Origin of the sequence: uncultured Paracoccus sp. (assembly GCF_945915435.1) — a bacterium.
In the GTDB taxonomy this organism is placed as follows: domain Bacteria; phylum Pseudomonadota; class Alphaproteobacteria; order Rhodobacterales; family Rhodobacteraceae; genus Paracoccus.
Map to the genome: position 1 here is coordinate 30,151 of NZ_CAMEFG010000002.1, position 16,957 is coordinate 47,107.

Consider the following 16,957-nt stretch of genomic DNA (forward strand, 5'->3'; position numbering starts at 1 on the left):
AGCCGCAGGAAAGGAGCCGCGCAGTGAATCTCAGCTTCAGGGCTTCGGTCCTTCATTCGGTGAACAGCCCCCTGAGGACGGAAACCGTCGAGGTTACCGGCCTGGCTGCGCGGGATGTCCTTGTCAGGGTGCGTGCCGCGGGTCTGTGCCATACCGATCTTGAGGTGATCGAAGGTTCGCTGCGCCAGCCCATGCCCATCGTCCTGGGGCACGAGGCCGCGGGCGTGGTCGAGGCGGTCGGTCCCGAAGCGCAGGGCGTCGCGGTCGGCGATCACGTGGTGCTGTCCTGGAATCCGCATTGCGGCCACTGCTTTTACTGCGACCAGAGCCTGCCCATCCTGTGCGAGACCTACCTGGCGAACACGCCTGCCGCGCTGGCCTTCGATGGCCGTCCTCGCGCGCGGCTGGCGGCTGGCGGCGACCTGCACCAGTTGATGTATCTGGGGGCCTTCGGGGAATATTGCGTGGTTCAGGACCAGCAGGCCGTCCCCGTGCCCAAGGAAATGCCCTTTGCCCAGGCCGCCCTGATCGGCTGCGGGGTCATGACCGGGGTGGGGGCTGCGCTGAACGTGGCGCAGGTGCGGCCCGGAAACTCGGTCATGGTGATCGGTTGCGGGGCGGTCGGGCTGTCCGCCATCCAGGGCGCGCGGCTGGGTGGGGCCGAGACGATCATCGCCGTCGATCTGCAAGACAGCCGGCTGGCCGCCGCCCAGGCGATGGGGGCCACCGCGCTGGTCAACCCCGCCAGCCAGGACGCGGCCGGAACCGCCCGCGACCTGACCGCCGGGCGGGGCGTCGATGTCGTGCTGGAATCGGCTGGCAACCAACGCGCCTTTCGCCTGACGGTCGAGGCCGTCAGGCCCGGCGGCCAGGTGATCTGGCTGGGCAAGACCGACGTGGATGCCGAGGTCGCGTTCCGCTGGGGCTCGCTCATGCAGGAAAAGCGTATCCGGCGCTCGTCCTATGGCGATGCGCGGCCGATGCGGGACTTCCCCTTTCTGTGCCGCGCCTATCTTGAGGGGCGGCTGGATCTGGACGGGATGATCACGCAGCAGATCGGGCTGGACCAGATCAACCAGGGTTTCGCCGCGCTGAAGGCGGGCGAGACGATCCGCAGCGTCGTCTCGCTTGACGGCTGAGCCCATGGCGCGCTTCCGGCGGGGTCCTTGCCGGGAGCGCCTTGAACTTGCAGGTGCAGGATGAAGATCACGACCCCCCAGGGCAGTCTGGACTGCCTGTTCGCCGGGCCTGTCGGCGCCGACCGGCCCGCTATCGTGCTGGTGCATGGGATTCAGGGCACCGCCTCGATCTGGCAGCCGCTGATGGCAGGGCTTGCGCAGGATCGCCGGGTGGTGGCGCCGAACCTGCGCGGGCGGGCGGGATCGTGGTCGCCCGACGATCCCGCCGCCTACGGCCTTGCGGGGTTTGCCTGCGACCTGCGGTCCGTGCTGTGCGCGCTGCCCGCCCCCGTCCTGCTTGTCGGCTGGAGCATGGGCTGCCTCGTCGCGCTGGAATATCTGCGCCGTCACGGCCAGCAGGGTCTTTGCGGGTTGATGCTGGCCAGCGGCAGCCCCTGCCTCGGCGCGACGGGCGGGGCGGATGCGCGCTGGTTCCGGGGCGATACCATGCCGGAACTGATCCGCGACGCCACCGACCGCGCAAGGCGGTTGCGGCTGCGCGAAACCGCCACGCCCGCCGCCGTCGCCGGCTCGTGGCTTGCGGCGCAGGCTGCGGATTACCGCGATCTCTTGCCGGATATCCGCCTGCCCACGCTGATCCTGCACGGCGCCGACGACCCCGAATGCCCGCTTGAACATGCCCGGATCATGGCCCGCGCCATTGCGGGGGCCGAGCTTCGCGTCTGGCCCGGCTGCGGCCATGTTCCGATGGCGCATGATCCCGCGGGGTTTCTGGACGAACTGCTGGCTTTCGCGGATCGCTGCCCACCCGCCTGCGACTGATTTTCGCATCCGGCATTTCCGGCAGGTGGCTTTCTCTTGCCGTCCCGGCATTGTAACATGCCCGACATATATCTGGAAAACCAGCAGGAAGCCCGGACTGTCCGGGCATTTCCCTTGTTTCGGAAGGTCAGGAATGAGTGTCGTCGAGTCCGTGGATACCGCCCAAGGCCCATCACCCAAACGGAGCAAGGGCGGCGACACGTTGACCGACCGCGCTTATCACCAGTTGGAAGAAATGATCGTGACCTTGCAGCTTGCGCCGGGCCAGGTCCTGTCCGAGGCCCAACTGGCCGAGGATCTGGGCATCGGCCGCACCCCGGTCCGCGAGGCGCTGCAACGTCTGGCAAGCGAAGGGCTGGTCAACGTCCTGCCCCGCCGCGGCGTGCTGGTTTCGGAAATCAACCTTTCGCGCCAGTTGCTGCTGCTGGAACTGCGCCGCGAGGTCGAACGCCTTTGCGCCACCAAGGCGGCCCAACGCGCCAACGACGATGAACGGCGGTTCTTTTCCACCCTGGCCGACGAACTGGCCGAGGTCGCCGAAAACCGCGATCATGCGGCCTTCATCCGGCTGGACCTGCAATTCAACCAGGCCCTGGTCGCCGCCAGCCGGAACGAATTCGCCGAACGCGCGATGCGCCGCATCCAGGGCCTGTCGCGCCGCTTCTGGTTCCAGCATTACCGCGAGGCGCTGGACCTGCAACGCTGCGCCCGCCTGCATGAACAGGTCGCCCGCGCCATCGCCGCGGGCGATCCCGGACAGGCGGGCGTGGCGTCGGATGCGCTGATGGATTACATCGTGGAATTCACCCGCTCGACCATCTGAATCCCGTGGTTGCCGGGCAGGCTAGGCAAGTCCGAAAGCCCTGCGGTATTTGGGAATGAACAGATCCGCCCCCTTCAGTTGCCGCGTCGCCAGCCCGCCCACCACGCCAAGGGGGCGAAGCGGACCGGGCAGGGGCAGAAAGCTTGCCCCGTGCCGGGGACCAAGCGGCAGCAGGATCGGCGCGCAGGGCCAGGGCCGGTAAGGGCGCAGGCGCTGGATGTCGCGGCCCCTGGCGGCGGCGCGCAGGACATGGACCAGGTAGGGGACCTGCCGCATCGTGGCGACGATGGTCATGGCATCGCCGGTCGCCGCGACATCTCCGGCGGCAAAGATCGGGGCCTTGTCCGAAATCTGCAGCCAGGGATCGGTCACGATGCGCCCGTCATGGGCCAGCGGTGCATCGCCGAAGATGTCGGAACGGGCATGCGCGCCGGTGGCGGGCAGGACCAGATCGGCGTCGATCCGGCGCCCGTCCTCCAGCAGCAAGGGGCCGGTCAGGGGGCAGTCCTGCCGCGGCAGGATTGCGCGGCCCTGTATCACCGTGACGCCCATCCCGGCCAGCCGGGCATCCAGCATCCGCCCCAGCCGCTGCGGGAAACCGGGCATCAGTCGCGCCGTTGAGGAAACCAGCGTGACCGGCTTGCCGGGCAGGGCGGCGGCGATCTCGCCCGCCAGCTCGATCCCGACAGGCCCGGCGCCCGCGATGGCGATATGCCGGGCCTTGGCGATCCGCGCGGCGGTATCTGCCTGGCTGTCGCGGAAATCGTCCAGCGAATCGCCCCGCGGTTTCAGAAAGGCGGCATGGGACGAGCCGGTGGCGACCAGGATCAGGTCGGCATTGGCCGTCGCGCCGCCCGCCAGCGCGACGCCATCGGTCCCGACGCGCAGGGCGCGGTCGCGGATCACCCGGCCCCGCCGCAACAGCCGGTCATAGGGCAGGATGGCGCGTCCGGTCAGTTCGGGGTGGACCAGCGCGCGGATCATCGCGGGGGTGTGAACCATCGCCTCGCGCGGTTCGATCAGGGTGACGTCCATCTCGGCATCCAGCCGGCGGGCGACGGCGGTGCCGATGTAGCCGCCGCCGATGACGATCAGTCTGGGTGCCATGACGGGCCTTTCAGGTGGTGGTCCATTCAAACATGAAACGGCCGCCATGCAAGATGGCGGCCGCGGGTTTCGCCGGGTTCAGTGGGAAATCGCCTCGAGCGACTTGCCCCTGGTCTCGACCCCGAAAAGGCCGATGGCCAGCGCGGCGACGATGAAGGACCCCGCGCCAAGCGCAAACACGCCGGCGTTGCCAAGGGTCGGCAGCACGATCCCGATGATATAGGGACCAAGCAGCGACCCGATCCGCCCCACCGCCGAGGCGCAGCCCGCCCCGGTCGCGCGCGAACGTGTCGGGTAAAGCTCGGGCGTATAGGCGTAAAGCACCGACCACATGCCGAACAGGAAGAACTGCATCACCAGCCCGAACGAGATCAGCGTCGCCGTCGTCGTGGCATTGCCGTAGAAATAGGCCGCCGCCGCCGATCCGACCAGCATCATGATCGCGGTGGGCTTGCGCCCCCACCTGTCCAGAAGGATCGCCGCGGCGATGAAGCCCGGCACCCCGGCAAGCGAGATGGTGATCGTGTAGGTGACCGATTGCGAGACGCTGTGCCCGGCCTCTTGCAGCAGGGCGCTGAGCCATGTGGTCAGCCCGTAGAAACCCAGAAGGGCAAAGAACCAGACCGTCCAGATCATCAGGGTGCGGCTGGCATAGCCGTTGGACCACAGCTCGATGAAGGAAAAGCGGCGCGCGGCCTTGCTGCGCGTCGGCTCGGGCCGGGGTTCGGCCAGTTGCCGGCCTGCGGGCAGGCGGCGCAGGACGTTGGTCTCGATCCGGGTCATGACCTTTTCGGCCTCGGCCCGGCGGCCACGGTCGGCCAGCCAGCGCGGCGATTCGGGCACGAAGATGCGGATGACCAGCAGGAATGCCGCCGGGAAAGCCTGGAACAGGAACATCGTGCGCCAGTCGAAATGGGTCAGGAAGAACAGGCTGAGCAGCCCCGCCGCAATGAAGCCGATCGGCCAGAAGCCTTCCAGGATCGCCAGGTAGCGCCCGCGCTTGGCGCTTGGCAGGATTTCGGACACGATGGCCAGCGCGACCGGGAATTCCATCCCCATGCCAAAGCCCAGCAGCAGCCGGGCATAGCCCAGGGTCTGCGCATCGGGGGCATAGGCGCACCAGAGGCTGCCCAGCCCCCAGAAGATCATGCTGACCTGAAAGACCATCTTGCGTCCGAAACGGTCCGCGGCCATGCCCGCGATGGCCGCCCCCAGGAACATGCCGATGAAGCTCATGCTGGACAGCAGCCCGGCCTGGGCGGTGGTCAGCCCGAACTCGGCCCGGATCGAGCCGAGCAGAAAGGTCAGCGAGCCAAGGTCTATCGAATCGAAGAACCAGGCCGTCGCGATGATGCCGAAGATGAAGCGTTGATAACCCGTCATCGGCAGCCGGTCCAGGCGCGCGGCGATCATGGCATCCGTTGCCGTATCGTCAGGCCCTCGCACCGTTTCGGCAGATGGGCGCGGGGCCGTGATCCCCCCCGCACCTGTCGTGAGGTCTGTCATGTCGTCTCCTCCCTCTGAGTGCGGTCAAGCAAACAGATCTACTATTAGGATGCAACAAATATATCAGACGATGGGCAAAAATATGTTAAGCGCCCGAGCAGGGATCTCCGCCTGTTCCGCCTTGAAGCCGCGTTCCATGCTGATGAGGATCTGCCGGGCATTTTACCCCTCGCGGCGGTCCGAAACTTGCGGATTGCCGGGGTCCCGCTATCGGGCAGTTGAACGCAGACGGGCAAAATGCGATGTCGTGAGGGTCTGCCTGACAAAGGTCCGTTCGTGCCCGATTCCGAATCCAAGACGCCACTGGCCGATCAGCATCTCTTCCTGTCGCCTCAACTGAGCGAAGGCCAGGATTCGGGTGACGATATCGACCTGGATATCATCGCCAGCACCTATCGCTCGATCATCGACGAACATGCCTTCGATGAAATGGTTGCGAACTGGGGCGCCAAGCTTGCCCAGTCTGGCGCAGGCACCGGCCAGCCCAAGGTTTCCAAGGGGCTGTTCAGCCAGTTGCTGGCCTTTCGCAATACCCTGGAGCAGATGGACGTTCCGGCGGAAAACGACCCGCTGAAACTGGCGGTTTCCGAAGTGCCCGGTCCGGCGATGGTGCTGTCGCCCAACGGCAACATCGCTGTCGTCAATATCGCGGGCGAACGCGCGTTCGGCAAACGACAGGGCGCGCTCATGGACGCTGCCGTCATCGCGCCGAACTCGGTCGAGGATTATCGCGCGCTGCTGCGCGCCGCCACCGGGCAGGGCAACGCGGCGCAAGCGATCCTGACGATCCTGCCCGCAACCGAGGATTATGGAGAATCCTTCCTGGCCGAGGGCTATCTGATTCGCATGCCCGGCCAGAGCCGCGCGCATATCGCGATCCGCTCGCTGGAAATCGCGTGGGGGGCGGGTATCGCCGAGCGGCTGCAACAGGCCTTTGGCCTCACCCAGGCGGAATCCGAGGTCGCGCATCTGTTCTTTCGCCTGCGCAACCTGGAATCGATCGCGGCGCAGCGGGGTGTGTCGCTGCTGACGGTGCGCACCCAGGTCAAGACGATCATGGCCAAGATGGGCGCCCCGTCGAATATCGACCTGATGCGTCTGCTGGCGATGATCGCCAGCCGCGAACATGTCGGGTTCAGGGGCGAGGACCCTGTCTGGCACGACCCCCTGGGCCGTGAAAAGCTGATCGAGATGCCCGACGGACGCAAGATCGCCTGGACCTGGATGGGCGCCAGGCGGGGCGTGCCGGTGGTCATGCTGCGCGGATTGCCGATGACCTACCTGCTGCCCGGCGATGGAGAGGCCCGGCTGCACGATGCGGGTATCTGCCTTTATCTTCCGTCGCGGCCCGGTCACGGCAACAGCACGATGGACCCCTCGCTTGACGTGATGAGCGACAACCTGGTCGCATTGCGGGCCTTTCTCGACCAGGTCGTAGGACGCCCCTGCCTGGGTGTCGGCATGGCAAGCGGCACCTTGCCCCTTGTGGTCGAGGCGGTCGCAAACCCCTCGCGCTTCCACGCAATCCTGGCGGTTGGTTTCTCGTGCGGGATCGACCCTTCGGGGGTGCGTCGTCAGCCGCAGATCCAGCGTATCATGCTGCAACTGGCCGAGCGCGCGCCCTGGGTTGCCGAGCTGATGGCCAAATCCGGGCACAGGATGATGCGCCAGCACGGCCTGGACTGGTATCTGGATCGCGCGTTCCGCCATACGCCGCTGAACCAGCAAACGGTGCGCAATCCCGACTGGACGGCATTGATCCGAAACGCTTGCGAACATCTGCTGAAACAGGGTCACGCGACCTTCGTGCGGGAATTGCAGCTTTCGCGCCACGACATGGAGGGCGCGCTGCGGGAACTGCCCATCCCCATGCGGTATCTGGCGCCGCTTGAGGATAGCGCCGTGGACCTCGCGTCGTGCAGGCAGTTGGAACGGGACAATCCCATGATCACGGTCGAGCCGGTGCCCGGTGCGGCCGAACTGGTCTTCTACCAGCGCAACGATCTTATTCTTGATCGCATCATCGCCTCGGCGCGCCAAAACTGAAGGGCATACACCAATCGGCGTATGACAGTGCTGAACCGCACCGTCTAGATAGGTCATGCACGACGCAGGGACAGTTCGCGCATGGGGCGGTCTGTCCGGCGTGTAATCATGAGTGCCAAGCAGATCTTCGGACTGTCGATTTCGCAATGCAACGAGGGATTGATGAGCAGCGCAACCATCACGCAGCCCCACCGCCAAACACCGGAATATGTGACCAACCCGGACATGGCAGCCTTCACCATCGGGCAAATCGCCATTGCCGCGTTAAGGGAAGACGGCGCGCTTTCCGTGGATGGGCTGCGCAAACACCTGGCCCGGATCGCCCTGAGGGGCGATGACGCTGCCGCTGCGCGTGTAAGCCCGGACATGGCCATTGCGGCGCTTCGCCATATCGAATCCTTTTTGCAGCACGAAGCTGCCTGAGCAAGCCATCGGAACCAGCATTTCGGACCATTTCCTCTGCCCGGTTGTTCGCAGGCGCGGGACAAGGCCCGCTTCCAGGGTGATCGGCGCCATGCCGGAATCGACTTAATGGGGTCCGCGCCGAAAAGGGTGGCTCCGGGTCGTAACCGATGCCCGGCTCATCGCTGGACGGCGATTTCCGGCGCGGGCAGTAGCAAAGACTCTGGGCGTGGCCCAATCTGATCCACAGCCACCCGCGCCGCTAAACCCCGGACGGACCATTGCCCCGAATGCGCGCCGAATTGGCGAATGTCTTTCTGAACCAGTCTTCAAGCAGGCGCTTGTCATGGGCGAAGCGCTCGGTGCTGTTGCGCGCGGCGGGGTCGGCGAGATAGTTCATGTCGCTGAGCCGAACCTCGTCCCGCGCCAGCACCTGGCCGCCTTGGGTCAGAGTGTAGCGGAACCGGATCCGCGGCGGCGTGGTCGCGCGCATGATGCGGACATCGCGATAGTCGAAGTTCCACGGCTCGAAATCGCCCGCAAGGTCGATGTCCAGCACCTCGATCGCCAGGTCCTGCCCGGCAGGCAGGTGGCGGGCGGCCAGCCCTTCGAACGCCTTGTCGAACTCGGCCAGCGCCGAGGCGCGGCTGCGCTCCTGCCGGAATTCGCGGTCCCGGAACCTTTCGGGTGCGACATAGGTGACGGTGACTTCGGCAGCGGCCGGAAGCGGCGCAACCGCCAGCAGCGGCAGCGCGAGCGCGGCGGAAAGACAGAGTGCCCTGAGCATGAACAACCTCCGCGTCATGGGTCTGCATCTGACCATATGGTGACGGTCGCGCCGGAATGCAAAGCCGAGGCGGGCAGGTCGGTGCCCCGCCATTTCGCGGGGATGGATGCAAGGCTGAGGTCGTGCGGATTGCCGTCTGCGCGGCGGTTGACAACCTTGTCCCGGCTTCGCATCCTGCGGTTTCCACCAGGGGGGTCCCGTCAAGGGGCTGAGATTCTGCTGGGCCGCAAGGCAGCGCAGTGACCCTATGAACCTGATCCAGTTCATACTGGCGTAGGGACGGTGCGGATGCCCTGCCGGTCGCATGCGGCCAATATGGGGGCATTCTCCTTCCCGTCAGTGCCTGGGTCTCCATTGCTGCGACGCGAGGAGCCTCGACATGACAACCAACGAAACCCCGACGGTGACGACCGGACCGCTGCCCGCCTCGGCCAAGGTGTTCAAGCCGGGTGTGATCCACCCCGATATCCGCGTGCCCATGCGCGAGATCGCCCTGCGTCCAAGCGCGGGCGAGCCGCCGGTGACGGTCTATGATTCCTCGGGGCCATATACCGATCCGGCGGCCCGGATCGCCATCGAACGCGGCTTGCCGCGCCTGCGCGAAGGCTGGATCACGGCGCGCGGCGACGTGGAAACCTATGACGGGCGGCATGTGAAGCCCGAGGATAACGGCTTCGTCTCGGGTGATCGGCTGACGCCCGAATTTCCCACCCGCCACCGGCCCTTGCGGGCGCGCAGCGGCAAGGCGGTCACCCAGCTTGCCTATGCCCGCGCCGGCATCGTCACGCCCGAGATGGAGTTCATCGCCATCCGCGAGAACCTGGGCCGCAAGGCGCTGCGCGATGCACCTCGGGACGGACAGGATTTCGGCGCCGCCATCCCCGATTTCGTGACGCCGGAATTCGTGCGCGACGAGGTGGCGCGCGGGCGGGCGGTGATCCCGTCCAACATCAACCACCCCGAGGCCGAACCGATGATCATCGGCCGCAATTTCCTGGTCAAGATCAACGCCAATATCGGCAACTCGGCAGTGACCTCTTCGATGGCCGAAGAGGTCGAGAAGATGGTCTGGGCCACCCGCTGGGGCGCGGATACGGTGATGGACCTGTCCACGGGCCGCAATATCCACAACATCCGCGAATGGATCATCCGCAATTCGCCCGTGCCCATCGGCACCGTGCCGCTTTACCAGGCGCTGGAAAAGGTCGGCGGCATCGCCGAGGACCTGACTTGGGAGGTGTTCCGCGACACGCTGATCGAACAGGCCGAGCAGGGTGTGGATTACTTCACCATCCATGCCGGGGTGCGGCTGCACATGATCCCGCTGACGGTGGAGCGCGTGACCGGGATCGTGTCGCGTGGTGGGTCAATCATGGCGAAATGGTGCCTGCATCACCACCGCGAAAGCTTCCTCTATGAACGTTTCGACGAGATTTGCGACATCATGCGCGCCTATGACGTCAGCTTCAGCCTGGGCGACGGGCTGCGTCCGGGCAGCATCGCCGATGCCAACGACGCGGCGCAATTCGCGGAACTGGAGACCCTGGGCGAATTGACGCAGATCGCCTGGGCCAAGGACTGCCAGGTCATCATCGAAGGCCCCGGTCATGTGCCGATGCACAAGATCAAGGAGAACATGGACAAGCAGCTTGCCGTCTGCGGCGAGGCGCCGTTCTATACCCTTGGCCCGCTGACCACCGACATCGCGCCGGGCTACGACCATATCACCAGCGGCATCGGCGCAGCGATGATCGGTTGGTTCGGCACGGCGATGCTGTGCTACGTCACCCCCAAGGAGCATCTGGGCCTGCCCGACCGCGACGACGTGAAGGTGGGCGTCATCACCTACAAGATCGCCGCCCATGCCGCCGACCTTGCCAAGGGACACCCGGCGGCCAGGATCCGCGACGACGCCCTGTCCCGCGCCCGGTTCGAGTTCCGTTGGGAGGACCAGTTCAACCTGTCGCTGGACCCGGAAACGGCGCGCAGCTTCCACGACCAGACCCTGCCGAAAGAGGCGCATAAGGTGGCGCATTTCTGCTCGATGTGCGGGCCGAAGTTCTGCTCGATGCGGATTTCCCACGACATCCGCGCCGAGGCGCAGAAGGAAGGCATGGCGAAGATGGCGCAAAAATACCGCGAGGGCGGCGACCTCTACATGCCGGTGAATGACGGGGCCTGAGCAGAGAGATCCCTCGGGCGGTTTCGCACAGGCGAAACCGCATCGCTCATGGCAGGCTCTGCCCGACGAGCAGAGCCTATTGCGCAAGCCATTCTGCCGCGTCGCGCTGAACTGGCTCGGGCTGGCGGCCCTGCTCTGCTGGTGACGTGGCGCGGACAGGACAGGGTTGCCGATTGCTTTATCTGCTATCGCGTCCCTTGGTTTTCATGGAATGAAATATTTATTACAAAAACGGGAAAATTTTCGACATTCGTCAGGGTCAATCGATGCTGGTCATGGTCTTCAAGAACTTGGGAAATTCGCAAAAGGTGGTTGTATTGTTATTGAAATTTATAGTCATAACTTGATCTGATCGTCGTCAGGACCATTCTGGTTCCGAAGCGTATCGGGTATCTATTTCTGAAATTTTTATTGCAATACTGGATGACCTTGCTGATAGTTCCCTTCGAAAGGGAGCCAATTCATGCTGCACACGGCCAACCGCATCACAAGCGCGACACCATCGGAAAGCCTTCTCGACGGCTTTCAGCCCGACTTCGAATTCACGCCCATTGACCCCTTGCCCGAATCGGAGTTCGTCGAGCGGCTGCGCCATATCCGGCGCGAGGCCACCATCGCCGGGCATGACGTGATCCTGGCCCATGCCGACAGCATCGGGGCCTATCGGGTGTCGAATTCCTATCTGCGCTATCTCTGCGACTGGATGCGCGAGGGGGTTCTGGTCATTCCTACCGACGAAAACCTGCCTCTGACCCTGTTTTCCTTCTACAGCAGTTCGGTCCTGCTGCCACCGGGAGGCGAGCCTGTGCTGGTCGAAGATATCTGGCAGGTTGGAACATGGGGCCGCGAAACCTACAACCGCCCCGGTCGCACCGTCGACCGCGTGGTCGAGGCGGTTGCCCTTTATCTGGAAGGCAACGGATTTTCTGCCAGCCAGATCGGCCTGTTTGGCGATGCGACTTCGCAGCCGTATTGGGCCGGTTTGCAGGCACGCCTGAAGCGTAGCCGCTTCGTGCCGGATGCGGGTATCCTTGAACGGATGCAACGCCGCCGCAGCAAGCGCGAGCAGGCCATCATTCGCGCTGCGGCGCAACTGGCCAGCATCGGCATGCAGGCGGCGTATCACGTTACGCGGCCGGGCGTGACGGATCACGAGATCTATGCCGCCTTCACCTTCGCCCAGATGGCGCGGGGCGGTGAATGGGGGGACGGCTATCAGATCGGCGTCAACCGTTTCGGCACCCATTGCGGCAAGCCTTACGGCCATGTCGTGCGGCCCGGCGACCTGATCAACCTCTATATCTCGGCGGTCAGCTATCACGGCTATACCGCCCAGATCGCCCGGATGATCGCCGTGGGCGACATCACCGACAAGCAAGAGGAGGTGCTGCAAATGTGCCTCGAGGGGGTCGAGGCCGCCGCGGCCTGCGTTCGTCCCGGCGCGCTGGTCTCGACGGCGGCGGATGCCTCGTTCGAGCCTTACATCCGGCGGGGCTATCTGAATTCCGCTGATAGCCGGACGATGCCCTACAACTGGGCGGCCAATGACGACGGTTCGCCCCGCCTGATCCCGCGCCGTCACGTCCCGGACGCCGATTGGGAGGCGATGGGCCGCAAGCTGATGCATGTCTATCCCGCAACCCACGGTCCCCATAATCCGAATGTCGGGCATTCGGTCTCGATGCCGAAATTCCAGCCCTACAACATCGCCTCGAACAACCATGACCGATTCGAAGAGGGGATGACCTTCGTTCTGCATTCGCAATGGCTGGAACCCGAGGTGGCCGGCGCGAATATCGGGGATTGCTATCTCGTCACGGATGACGGCTGCGAAAACCTGAGCCGTCACACCCCCCTTGCACCCCATCGTGTGCCGGTCTGACGCGCCGGCGGCCAATAAGACAACGACCGACCAACAGGAGAAAGAAATGACCGTTTCATCCATTGCGCGCGCCGCGCTTCTTGCCTCGGCCGTCGCGTTTCCGCTGCATGCGCAAGAGCCGGTGACGCTGGTGATCGCGAATTCGCAATGGCTCGACGCCCTGCGCGGAGACAGCCTGTGGAGCGTGCTGAAGGAATACGAGACCGAGGCGCCGAATGTCCGCCTGGAGGCGCTGGGCGTTCCGTCGAAGGATTACGGCGACAGGATGATGACCGAATTCGGGGCCGGAATGGGACCGGATATCGCCATCTTGCAGGAAGGCGTGTTCTTTGCGCTTGCCGATGCGGGTCTGCTGGTCGATGTCGGCGAGGCGGTGGAAGGCGTCGAACTGAACGCCACCAAGGACAACGGCATCCTTGACGGGGTGACGCTGGGGGTCCCCTGGCAACGCGCCGTCTATGCGCTGATCTACAATGCGGACCTGGTGGAGCGGGCCGGTGTGACGCCGCCCACGACGGTTTCGGAGCTGATCGCCAGCGCGCAGGGCGTGCAGGCCGAAACCGGGGCGATCGGCTTCACCTCGCGCCACCAGATCAGCGATTTTTCCGGGTTCTACATGGACTTCCAGAACTGGGCCTATGGTTATGGCGTGGATTGGGTCGATGGCGACGGCAATCTGACCATCAATACACCCGAGGCCGCCGAGGCCATCGCCGCCTTCAAGCAGGTCTACGATGCGCGGATCATCCCCATCGGGGACGACATGCCGACGCAGCGCACGCGCTTCAAGGAAACGCAGGTCGGATTCAGCATCGACAATTCGGGCGGCACGCTGAACATCGCGTCGGGCGGAGCGATGGACAGCGGGCTGATCGAATCGATGCCGCTGCCTTTTCCCCATCCGGGCGCGCATCAGCAGATCTATGTCGCCGTGAACGCCAACAGCAAACACCCCGATGAGGCGATGGCCTTTCTGAAATGGCTGGTCACGCCCGAGGCACAGGCGGCCCTGCGCAAGGCTTCGGGGCCGGATGCGCTGGCGACCGACGTGCCGCTGGACGAGGCATTCGTGGCCGACAACCCCTGGGCGCCGGTCTTTGCGGAACTGGCGACGGATTCCCGCTCGGTTCTGATCCCCGGCTATGAGGTCGAAACCACCCAGATCATGCGCCCCGTCATGGAGGCCGTCGAAGAGGTTCTGGTGACGGGCATCGCCCCCGAGGATGCGTTGGCAAAGGCCCAGGGCAGAATCGACCAGATGTTCTGAGTGACGCGGCGCAACGCAGGAGGCCCTCATGGCATATTCTTCGCAATCCGCGCAGCCTGTGGCCGTGCGGCCCACGACAGGCGGGCGCCCGGCGGCGACGGCAAGGCTCAGACGGTTGCTGCCCTATGCCTTCATGGCGCTGCCGGTCATCTACCTTGCCGTCTTCATGTTCTGGCCGCTGGGCCGCCAGATCTGGCTCAGCTTCACCCGCACGCGGCTGGCCAATCCCAATCGCAGCGAATTCATCGGGTTGCGCAATTATGAAAGGCTGTTCGACAGCCCGGACTTCTACTCGGCGCTGTATGTCACGCTGGTTTACTCGGCGCTGGCCGTCGTCATCGGCGTGGCCATCGGAACCGTGGCCGCGCTGGCGCTGAACCGTCCGTTTCCGGGCCGGACGCTGGTGCGGGCCATCCTGCTGTTTGGATGGGCCGTGCCGAACGTGGCGGCTGCGCTGGTCTGGCTGTGGATCTTCAACGAACGGTCCGGCGTGCTGAACAGCATCGTGACCAGCCTGGGGCTGGAGCGGATTTCCTGGCTGACCAGCACCGATATGGCGCTGTCCTCGGTCCTGCTGGTGACGGTCTGGCAGGTCGCGCCCTTCGTCATGCTGGTCATGCTTGCCGCCCTGCAATCCGTCCCGCAAGAGGTGAAGGAGGCCGCCCGCGTCGACGGTGCGGATGCGCTGAACATCTTTCGCGCGGTGACGCTGCCGCATGTGATGCCGACGCTGCAATTGGTGTCGCTGCTGGTCGCGGTCTGGTCGATCCGGCGCTTCGACATCATCTATCTGCTGACCGGCGGCGGCCCGATCGGCAGCACCAGCACCCTGATCGTCAAGCTGCGCCAGGTCGCTTTCGAGAACCACGATCTGGGCCTTGCCAGCGCCTATGGCGTGATCGGCCTGATCCTCGCGCTTCTGGTCGCCGCGATCCATGCGGCCTTCAACCGTCGTCGGCAGAAAGGACAAAGTTGATGAACCGGCTGACCTCCGCCACCCGCTCGTTGCTGCATATCCTGCTGATCGTGGTGCTCGTCATCTTTGGCGGTTTCCCGATCTACTGGATGGCCACGACCGCGCTTTCCACCAATGCCGAGCTTTACAACACCGGACAGGTGCCCTGGCCGCAACTGTCGAACCTTCCCGCCGCAGCCGAGGAGCTGGCGAAACTTCCTCTTCTGCGCTGGCTGACCAATACCGGCATCGTGGCGGTCGGAACGACGCTTCTCAGCCTGATCCTCGGCTCGCTCGCGGGTTATGGGCTGAGCCGGTTCCGGTTTCATGGAAAGGGCATCATCGGCTTTCTGCTGTTCATGACGCAGGTCGTCCCCGAGGCGCTGATCCTCGTCCCGCTTTACGCGATGTTCATCAGCCTTGGGCTGCTCAACAGCCTGACCGGGCTGGTGCTGGCCAATGTCGGCTTTTCGCTGCCCGTCGCGGCCTTCATCATCAAGGGCGCGATCGACGCGGTTCCCTATGAGATCGAGGAATCCGCCGCCGTGGACAACTGTCCCCGGATCAGCGTCCTGACCATGATCGTGCTGCCGATCATCGCGCCCTCGCTGGCGGCGGCGGCGGTGATCGCCTTCTTCGCGGGGTGGAACGAATACCTCTTTGCCGCGACCTTCCTGATGGACAGCAGCCTGTGGCCCGCAAGCGTCGGCCTTGCCTCGTTCATCGGCCAATATGAAACGCCGCTTTCCGCGGTGATGAGTTCGGCGCTGATCTTCAGCCTGCCCGCCGTCGTCTTCTTCCTGCTGATCCAGCGCAAGATCGTCGCGGGGATCACCGCCGGCGCCGTGAAAGGATAATCACATGCCCCATATCCAGCTTGACCGCGTTCGCAAAAGCTTTGGCAACGCCCAGGTGATCCCACAATTCGACGCCGACATCGAGGATGGTGAATTCCTTGTCCTGCTGGGGCCGTCGGGCTGCGGGAAATCGACCCTGCTGCGCATGATCGCCGGGCTTAGCGACATCACCGGCGGGGCGCTGCGTTTCGACGGCACCGATGTCGGGACCTGGACACCCAGCCAGCGCGGCGTGGCCTTCGTCTTTCAGTCCTATGCGCTTTATCCGCATATGACCGTGCGCGAGAATATCGCCTTTCCGCTGCTGATGGACCGCTTTCGCAAATGGCATCATATCCCCGTCGTCAGCAGTTTCGTGCGCTGGCGGATGATGAACGAACCCGATATCGTCGAGCGGACCGACCGGATGGCCGAGCAACTGGAACTGACGGCCCTGATGGATCGCCGCCCGGCCCAACTGTCCGGCGGCCAGCGGCAGCGCGTGGCGCTGGCGCGTTCGCTGGTTCGCGATCCGTCGCTTTACCTGCTGGATGAGCCGCTCTCAAACCTTGACGCCAAGCTGCGCACCCAGATGCGGTCCGAGATATCGGCCCTGCACCAGCGGGTGCGCAAGACCTTCATCTACGTCACCCACGATCAGGTCGAGGCAATGACGATGGCCACCAAGATCATCGTGATGAACAAGGGCGAAATCCAGCAGGTAGGCACACCGGACGAAATCTATGAACGTCCTGCGAACACCTTCGTGGCGCGTTTCGTGGGCGCGCCGCCGATGAATCTGCTGAACGTCGGCATAGAAGACGGCCATCTTTCCCTTGAGGGTTGCCGCTGGCAGGCGGGCCATGCGTTGCCTTCCGAAAAGGATGCGATTCTTGGCATCCGGCCCGAGAATTTCCGGCTCATGCCGCAGGGCCAGGGTGATATCCCTGTCGAGATCGCGCTTGTCGAGCGGTTGGGGGCCGAGGTCATTCTGGGCTGCCGGGTCGTTTCCGAAGGGAACGTCTCTTCCGGCACGTTGTTGCGGCAGGATCTGCTTTTCGTGCGGCTGCCGGGGAATCCGGGCCTTTCCCACGGCGATCGGGTGGGGCTGAGTTACGATCCCTCGAAGATCAACTGGTATTCGCAGGCGACTGGCGTGGCAATCGACACGCCCGCGCAAGGCTTGCCGCAATCGGCATGAAG

General features: G+C 64.6%; 15 protein-coding genes and 1 riboswitch. Of the genes, 12 read left to right on the forward strand and 3 right to left on the reverse strand.

Annotated features, from left to right (window positions below; all coding sequences use genetic code 11):
• The first annotated feature begins 23 nt into the window (after positions 1-23).
• The 3 genes from Q0O97_RS01050 (at position 24) to Q0O97_RS01060 (ending at position 2,784) form a co-directional block, all read left to right on the forward strand.
• On the forward strand, positions 24-1,139 hold the full coding sequence (locus tag Q0O97_RS01050) for a Zn-dependent alcohol dehydrogenase (protein ID WP_294923544.1): 1,116 nt from the start codon (positions 24-26) through the stop codon (positions 1,137-1,139).
• A 60-nt stretch (positions 1,140-1,199) separates the two neighbouring features.
• Entirely contained in the window at positions 1,200-1,961 is a 762-nt protein-coding gene (locus Q0O97_RS01055) for an alpha/beta hydrolase (RefSeq protein WP_294923547.1), read from the forward strand.
• 133 nt (positions 1,962-2,094) lie between these two features.
• Positions 2,095-2,784, forward strand: coding sequence for a GntR family transcriptional regulator (locus Q0O97_RS01060; RefSeq protein WP_294923549.1), 690 nt, complete (start codon positions 2,095-2,097; stop codon positions 2,782-2,784).
• A gap of 21 nt (positions 2,785-2,805) precedes the next feature.
• Here the strand turns inward: Q0O97_RS01060 and Q0O97_RS01065 are convergent, their stop codons facing one another.
• Entirely contained in the window at positions 2,806-3,891 is a 1,086-nt protein-coding gene (locus Q0O97_RS01065; protein ID WP_294923552.1) for an FAD-dependent oxidoreductase, read from the reverse strand.
• Positions 3,892-3,969: 78 nt separating this feature from the next.
• Positions 3,970-5,304 carry an MFS transporter gene (locus tag Q0O97_RS01070; protein ID WP_294923555.1) on the reverse strand — a complete coding sequence of 445 codons (1,335 nt, stop codon included), beginning with the start codon at positions 5,302-5,304 and terminating at the stop codon, positions 3,970-3,972.
• Between the two features lie 369 nt (positions 5,305-5,673).
• On the opposite strand from Q0O97_RS01070, the gene Q0O97_RS01075 reads away from it, so the two are divergent.
• Positions 5,674-7,443: an alpha/beta hydrolase gene (locus tag Q0O97_RS01075; RefSeq protein ID WP_294923557.1), complete on the forward strand. Its 1,770-nt coding sequence runs from the start codon at positions 5,674-5,676 to the stop codon at positions 7,441-7,443.
• 108 nt (positions 7,444-7,551) lie between these two features.
• Positions 7,552-7,866 carry a hypothetical protein gene (locus Q0O97_RS01080; RefSeq protein ID WP_294923560.1) on the forward strand — a complete coding sequence of 105 codons (315 nt, stop codon included), beginning with the start codon at positions 7,552-7,554 and terminating at the stop codon, positions 7,864-7,866.
• A gap of 241 nt (positions 7,867-8,107) precedes the next feature.
• On the opposite strand, the gene Q0O97_RS01085 is transcribed toward Q0O97_RS01080, so the two are convergent.
• Positions 8,108-8,632, reverse strand: a complete 525-nt coding sequence (locus tag Q0O97_RS01085; protein ID WP_294923563.1) for a DUF3016 domain-containing protein — start codon at positions 8,630-8,632, stop codon at positions 8,108-8,110.
• A 178-nt stretch (positions 8,633-8,810) separates the two neighbouring features.
• Positions 8,811-8,930, forward strand: a riboswitch (TPP riboswitch).
• A gap of 81 nt (positions 8,931-9,011) precedes the next feature.
• Here Q0O97_RS01085 and thiC point away from each other — a divergent pair.
• From thiC to Q0O97_RS01120, 7 genes are all read left to right on the forward strand, one after another.
• Positions 9,012-10,814: a phosphomethylpyrimidine synthase ThiC gene (thiC, locus tag Q0O97_RS01090; protein WP_294923566.1), complete on the forward strand. Its 1,803-nt coding sequence runs from the start codon at positions 9,012-9,014 to the stop codon at positions 10,812-10,814.
• Entirely contained in the window at positions 10,801-10,959 is a 159-nt protein-coding gene (locus Q0O97_RS01095; RefSeq protein WP_294923569.1) for a hypothetical protein, read from the forward strand. Before thiC ends, Q0O97_RS01095 begins: the two co-directional genes overlap by 14 nt.
• Before the next feature lie 318 nt (positions 10,960-11,277).
• Complete coding sequence (locus tag Q0O97_RS01100; protein ID WP_294923572.1) at positions 11,278-12,696, forward strand: Xaa-Pro peptidase family protein; 1,419 nt, start codon at positions 11,278-11,280, stop codon at positions 12,694-12,696.
• Positions 12,697-12,742: 46 nt separating this feature from the next.
• Complete coding sequence (locus Q0O97_RS01105; RefSeq protein WP_294923575.1) at positions 12,743-13,963, forward strand: extracellular solute-binding protein; 1,221 nt, start codon at positions 12,743-12,745, stop codon at positions 13,961-13,963.
• Between the two features lie 28 nt (positions 13,964-13,991).
• A complete protein-coding gene (locus Q0O97_RS01110; RefSeq protein ID WP_294923579.1) occupies positions 13,992-14,939 on the forward strand; it encodes a sugar ABC transporter permease in 948 nt (315 codons plus the stop codon).
• Positions 14,939-15,775, forward strand: a complete 837-nt coding sequence (locus Q0O97_RS01115; protein ID WP_294923582.1) for a carbohydrate ABC transporter permease — start codon at positions 14,939-14,941, stop codon at positions 15,773-15,775. The genes Q0O97_RS01110 and Q0O97_RS01115 overlap by 1 nt, the downstream gene beginning before the upstream one ends.
• 4 nt (positions 15,776-15,779) lie before the next feature.
• Positions 15,780-16,955, forward strand: a complete 1,176-nt coding sequence (locus Q0O97_RS01120; protein WP_294923585.1) for an ABC transporter ATP-binding protein — start codon at positions 15,780-15,782, stop codon at positions 16,953-16,955.
• Positions 16,956-16,957 lie beyond the last annotated feature (2 nt).

Coding starts and splice junctions, on each gene's coding strand:
- Q0O97_RS01055 (WP_294923547.1), top strand. CDS start 1,200: ATGAAGATCACGACCCCCCAGGGCAGTCTGGACTGCCTGTTCGCCGGG.
- Q0O97_RS01060 (WP_294923549.1), top strand. CDS start 2,095: ATGAGTGTCGTCGAGTCCGTGGATACCGCCCAAGGCCCATCACCCAAA.
- Q0O97_RS01065 (WP_294923552.1), bottom strand. CDS start 3,891: ATGGCACCCAGACTGATCGTCATCGGCGGCGGCTACATCGGCACCGCC.
- Q0O97_RS01070 (WP_294923555.1), bottom strand. CDS start 5,304: ATGATCGCCGCGCGCCTGGACCGGCTGCCGATGACGGGTTATCAACGC.
- Q0O97_RS01080 (WP_294923560.1), top strand. CDS start 7,552: ATGAGTGCCAAGCAGATCTTCGGACTGTCGATTTCGCAATGCAACGAG.
- Q0O97_RS01085 (WP_294923563.1), bottom strand. CDS start 8,632: ATGCTCAGGGCACTCTGTCTTTCCGCCGCGCTCGCGCTGCCGCTGCTG.
- thiC (WP_294923566.1), top strand. CDS start 9,012: ATGACAACCAACGAAACCCCGACGGTGACGACCGGACCGCTGCCCGCC.
- Q0O97_RS01095 (WP_294923569.1), top strand. CDS start 10,801: ATGACGGGGCCTGAGCAGAGAGATCCCTCGGGCGGTTTCGCACAGGCG.
- Q0O97_RS01100 (WP_294923572.1), top strand. CDS start 11,278: ATGCTGCACACGGCCAACCGCATCACAAGCGCGACACCATCGGAAAGC.
- Q0O97_RS01105 (WP_294923575.1), top strand. CDS start 12,743: ATGACCGTTTCATCCATTGCGCGCGCCGCGCTTCTTGCCTCGGCCGTC.
- Q0O97_RS01110 (WP_294923579.1), top strand. CDS start 13,992: ATGGCATATTCTTCGCAATCCGCGCAGCCTGTGGCCGTGCGGCCCACG.
- Q0O97_RS01115 (WP_294923582.1), top strand. CDS start 14,939: ATGAACCGGCTGACCTCCGCCACCCGCTCGTTGCTGCATATCCTGCTG.
- Q0O97_RS01120 (WP_294923585.1), top strand. CDS start 15,780: ATGCCCCATATCCAGCTTGACCGCGTTCGCAAAAGCTTTGGCAACGCC.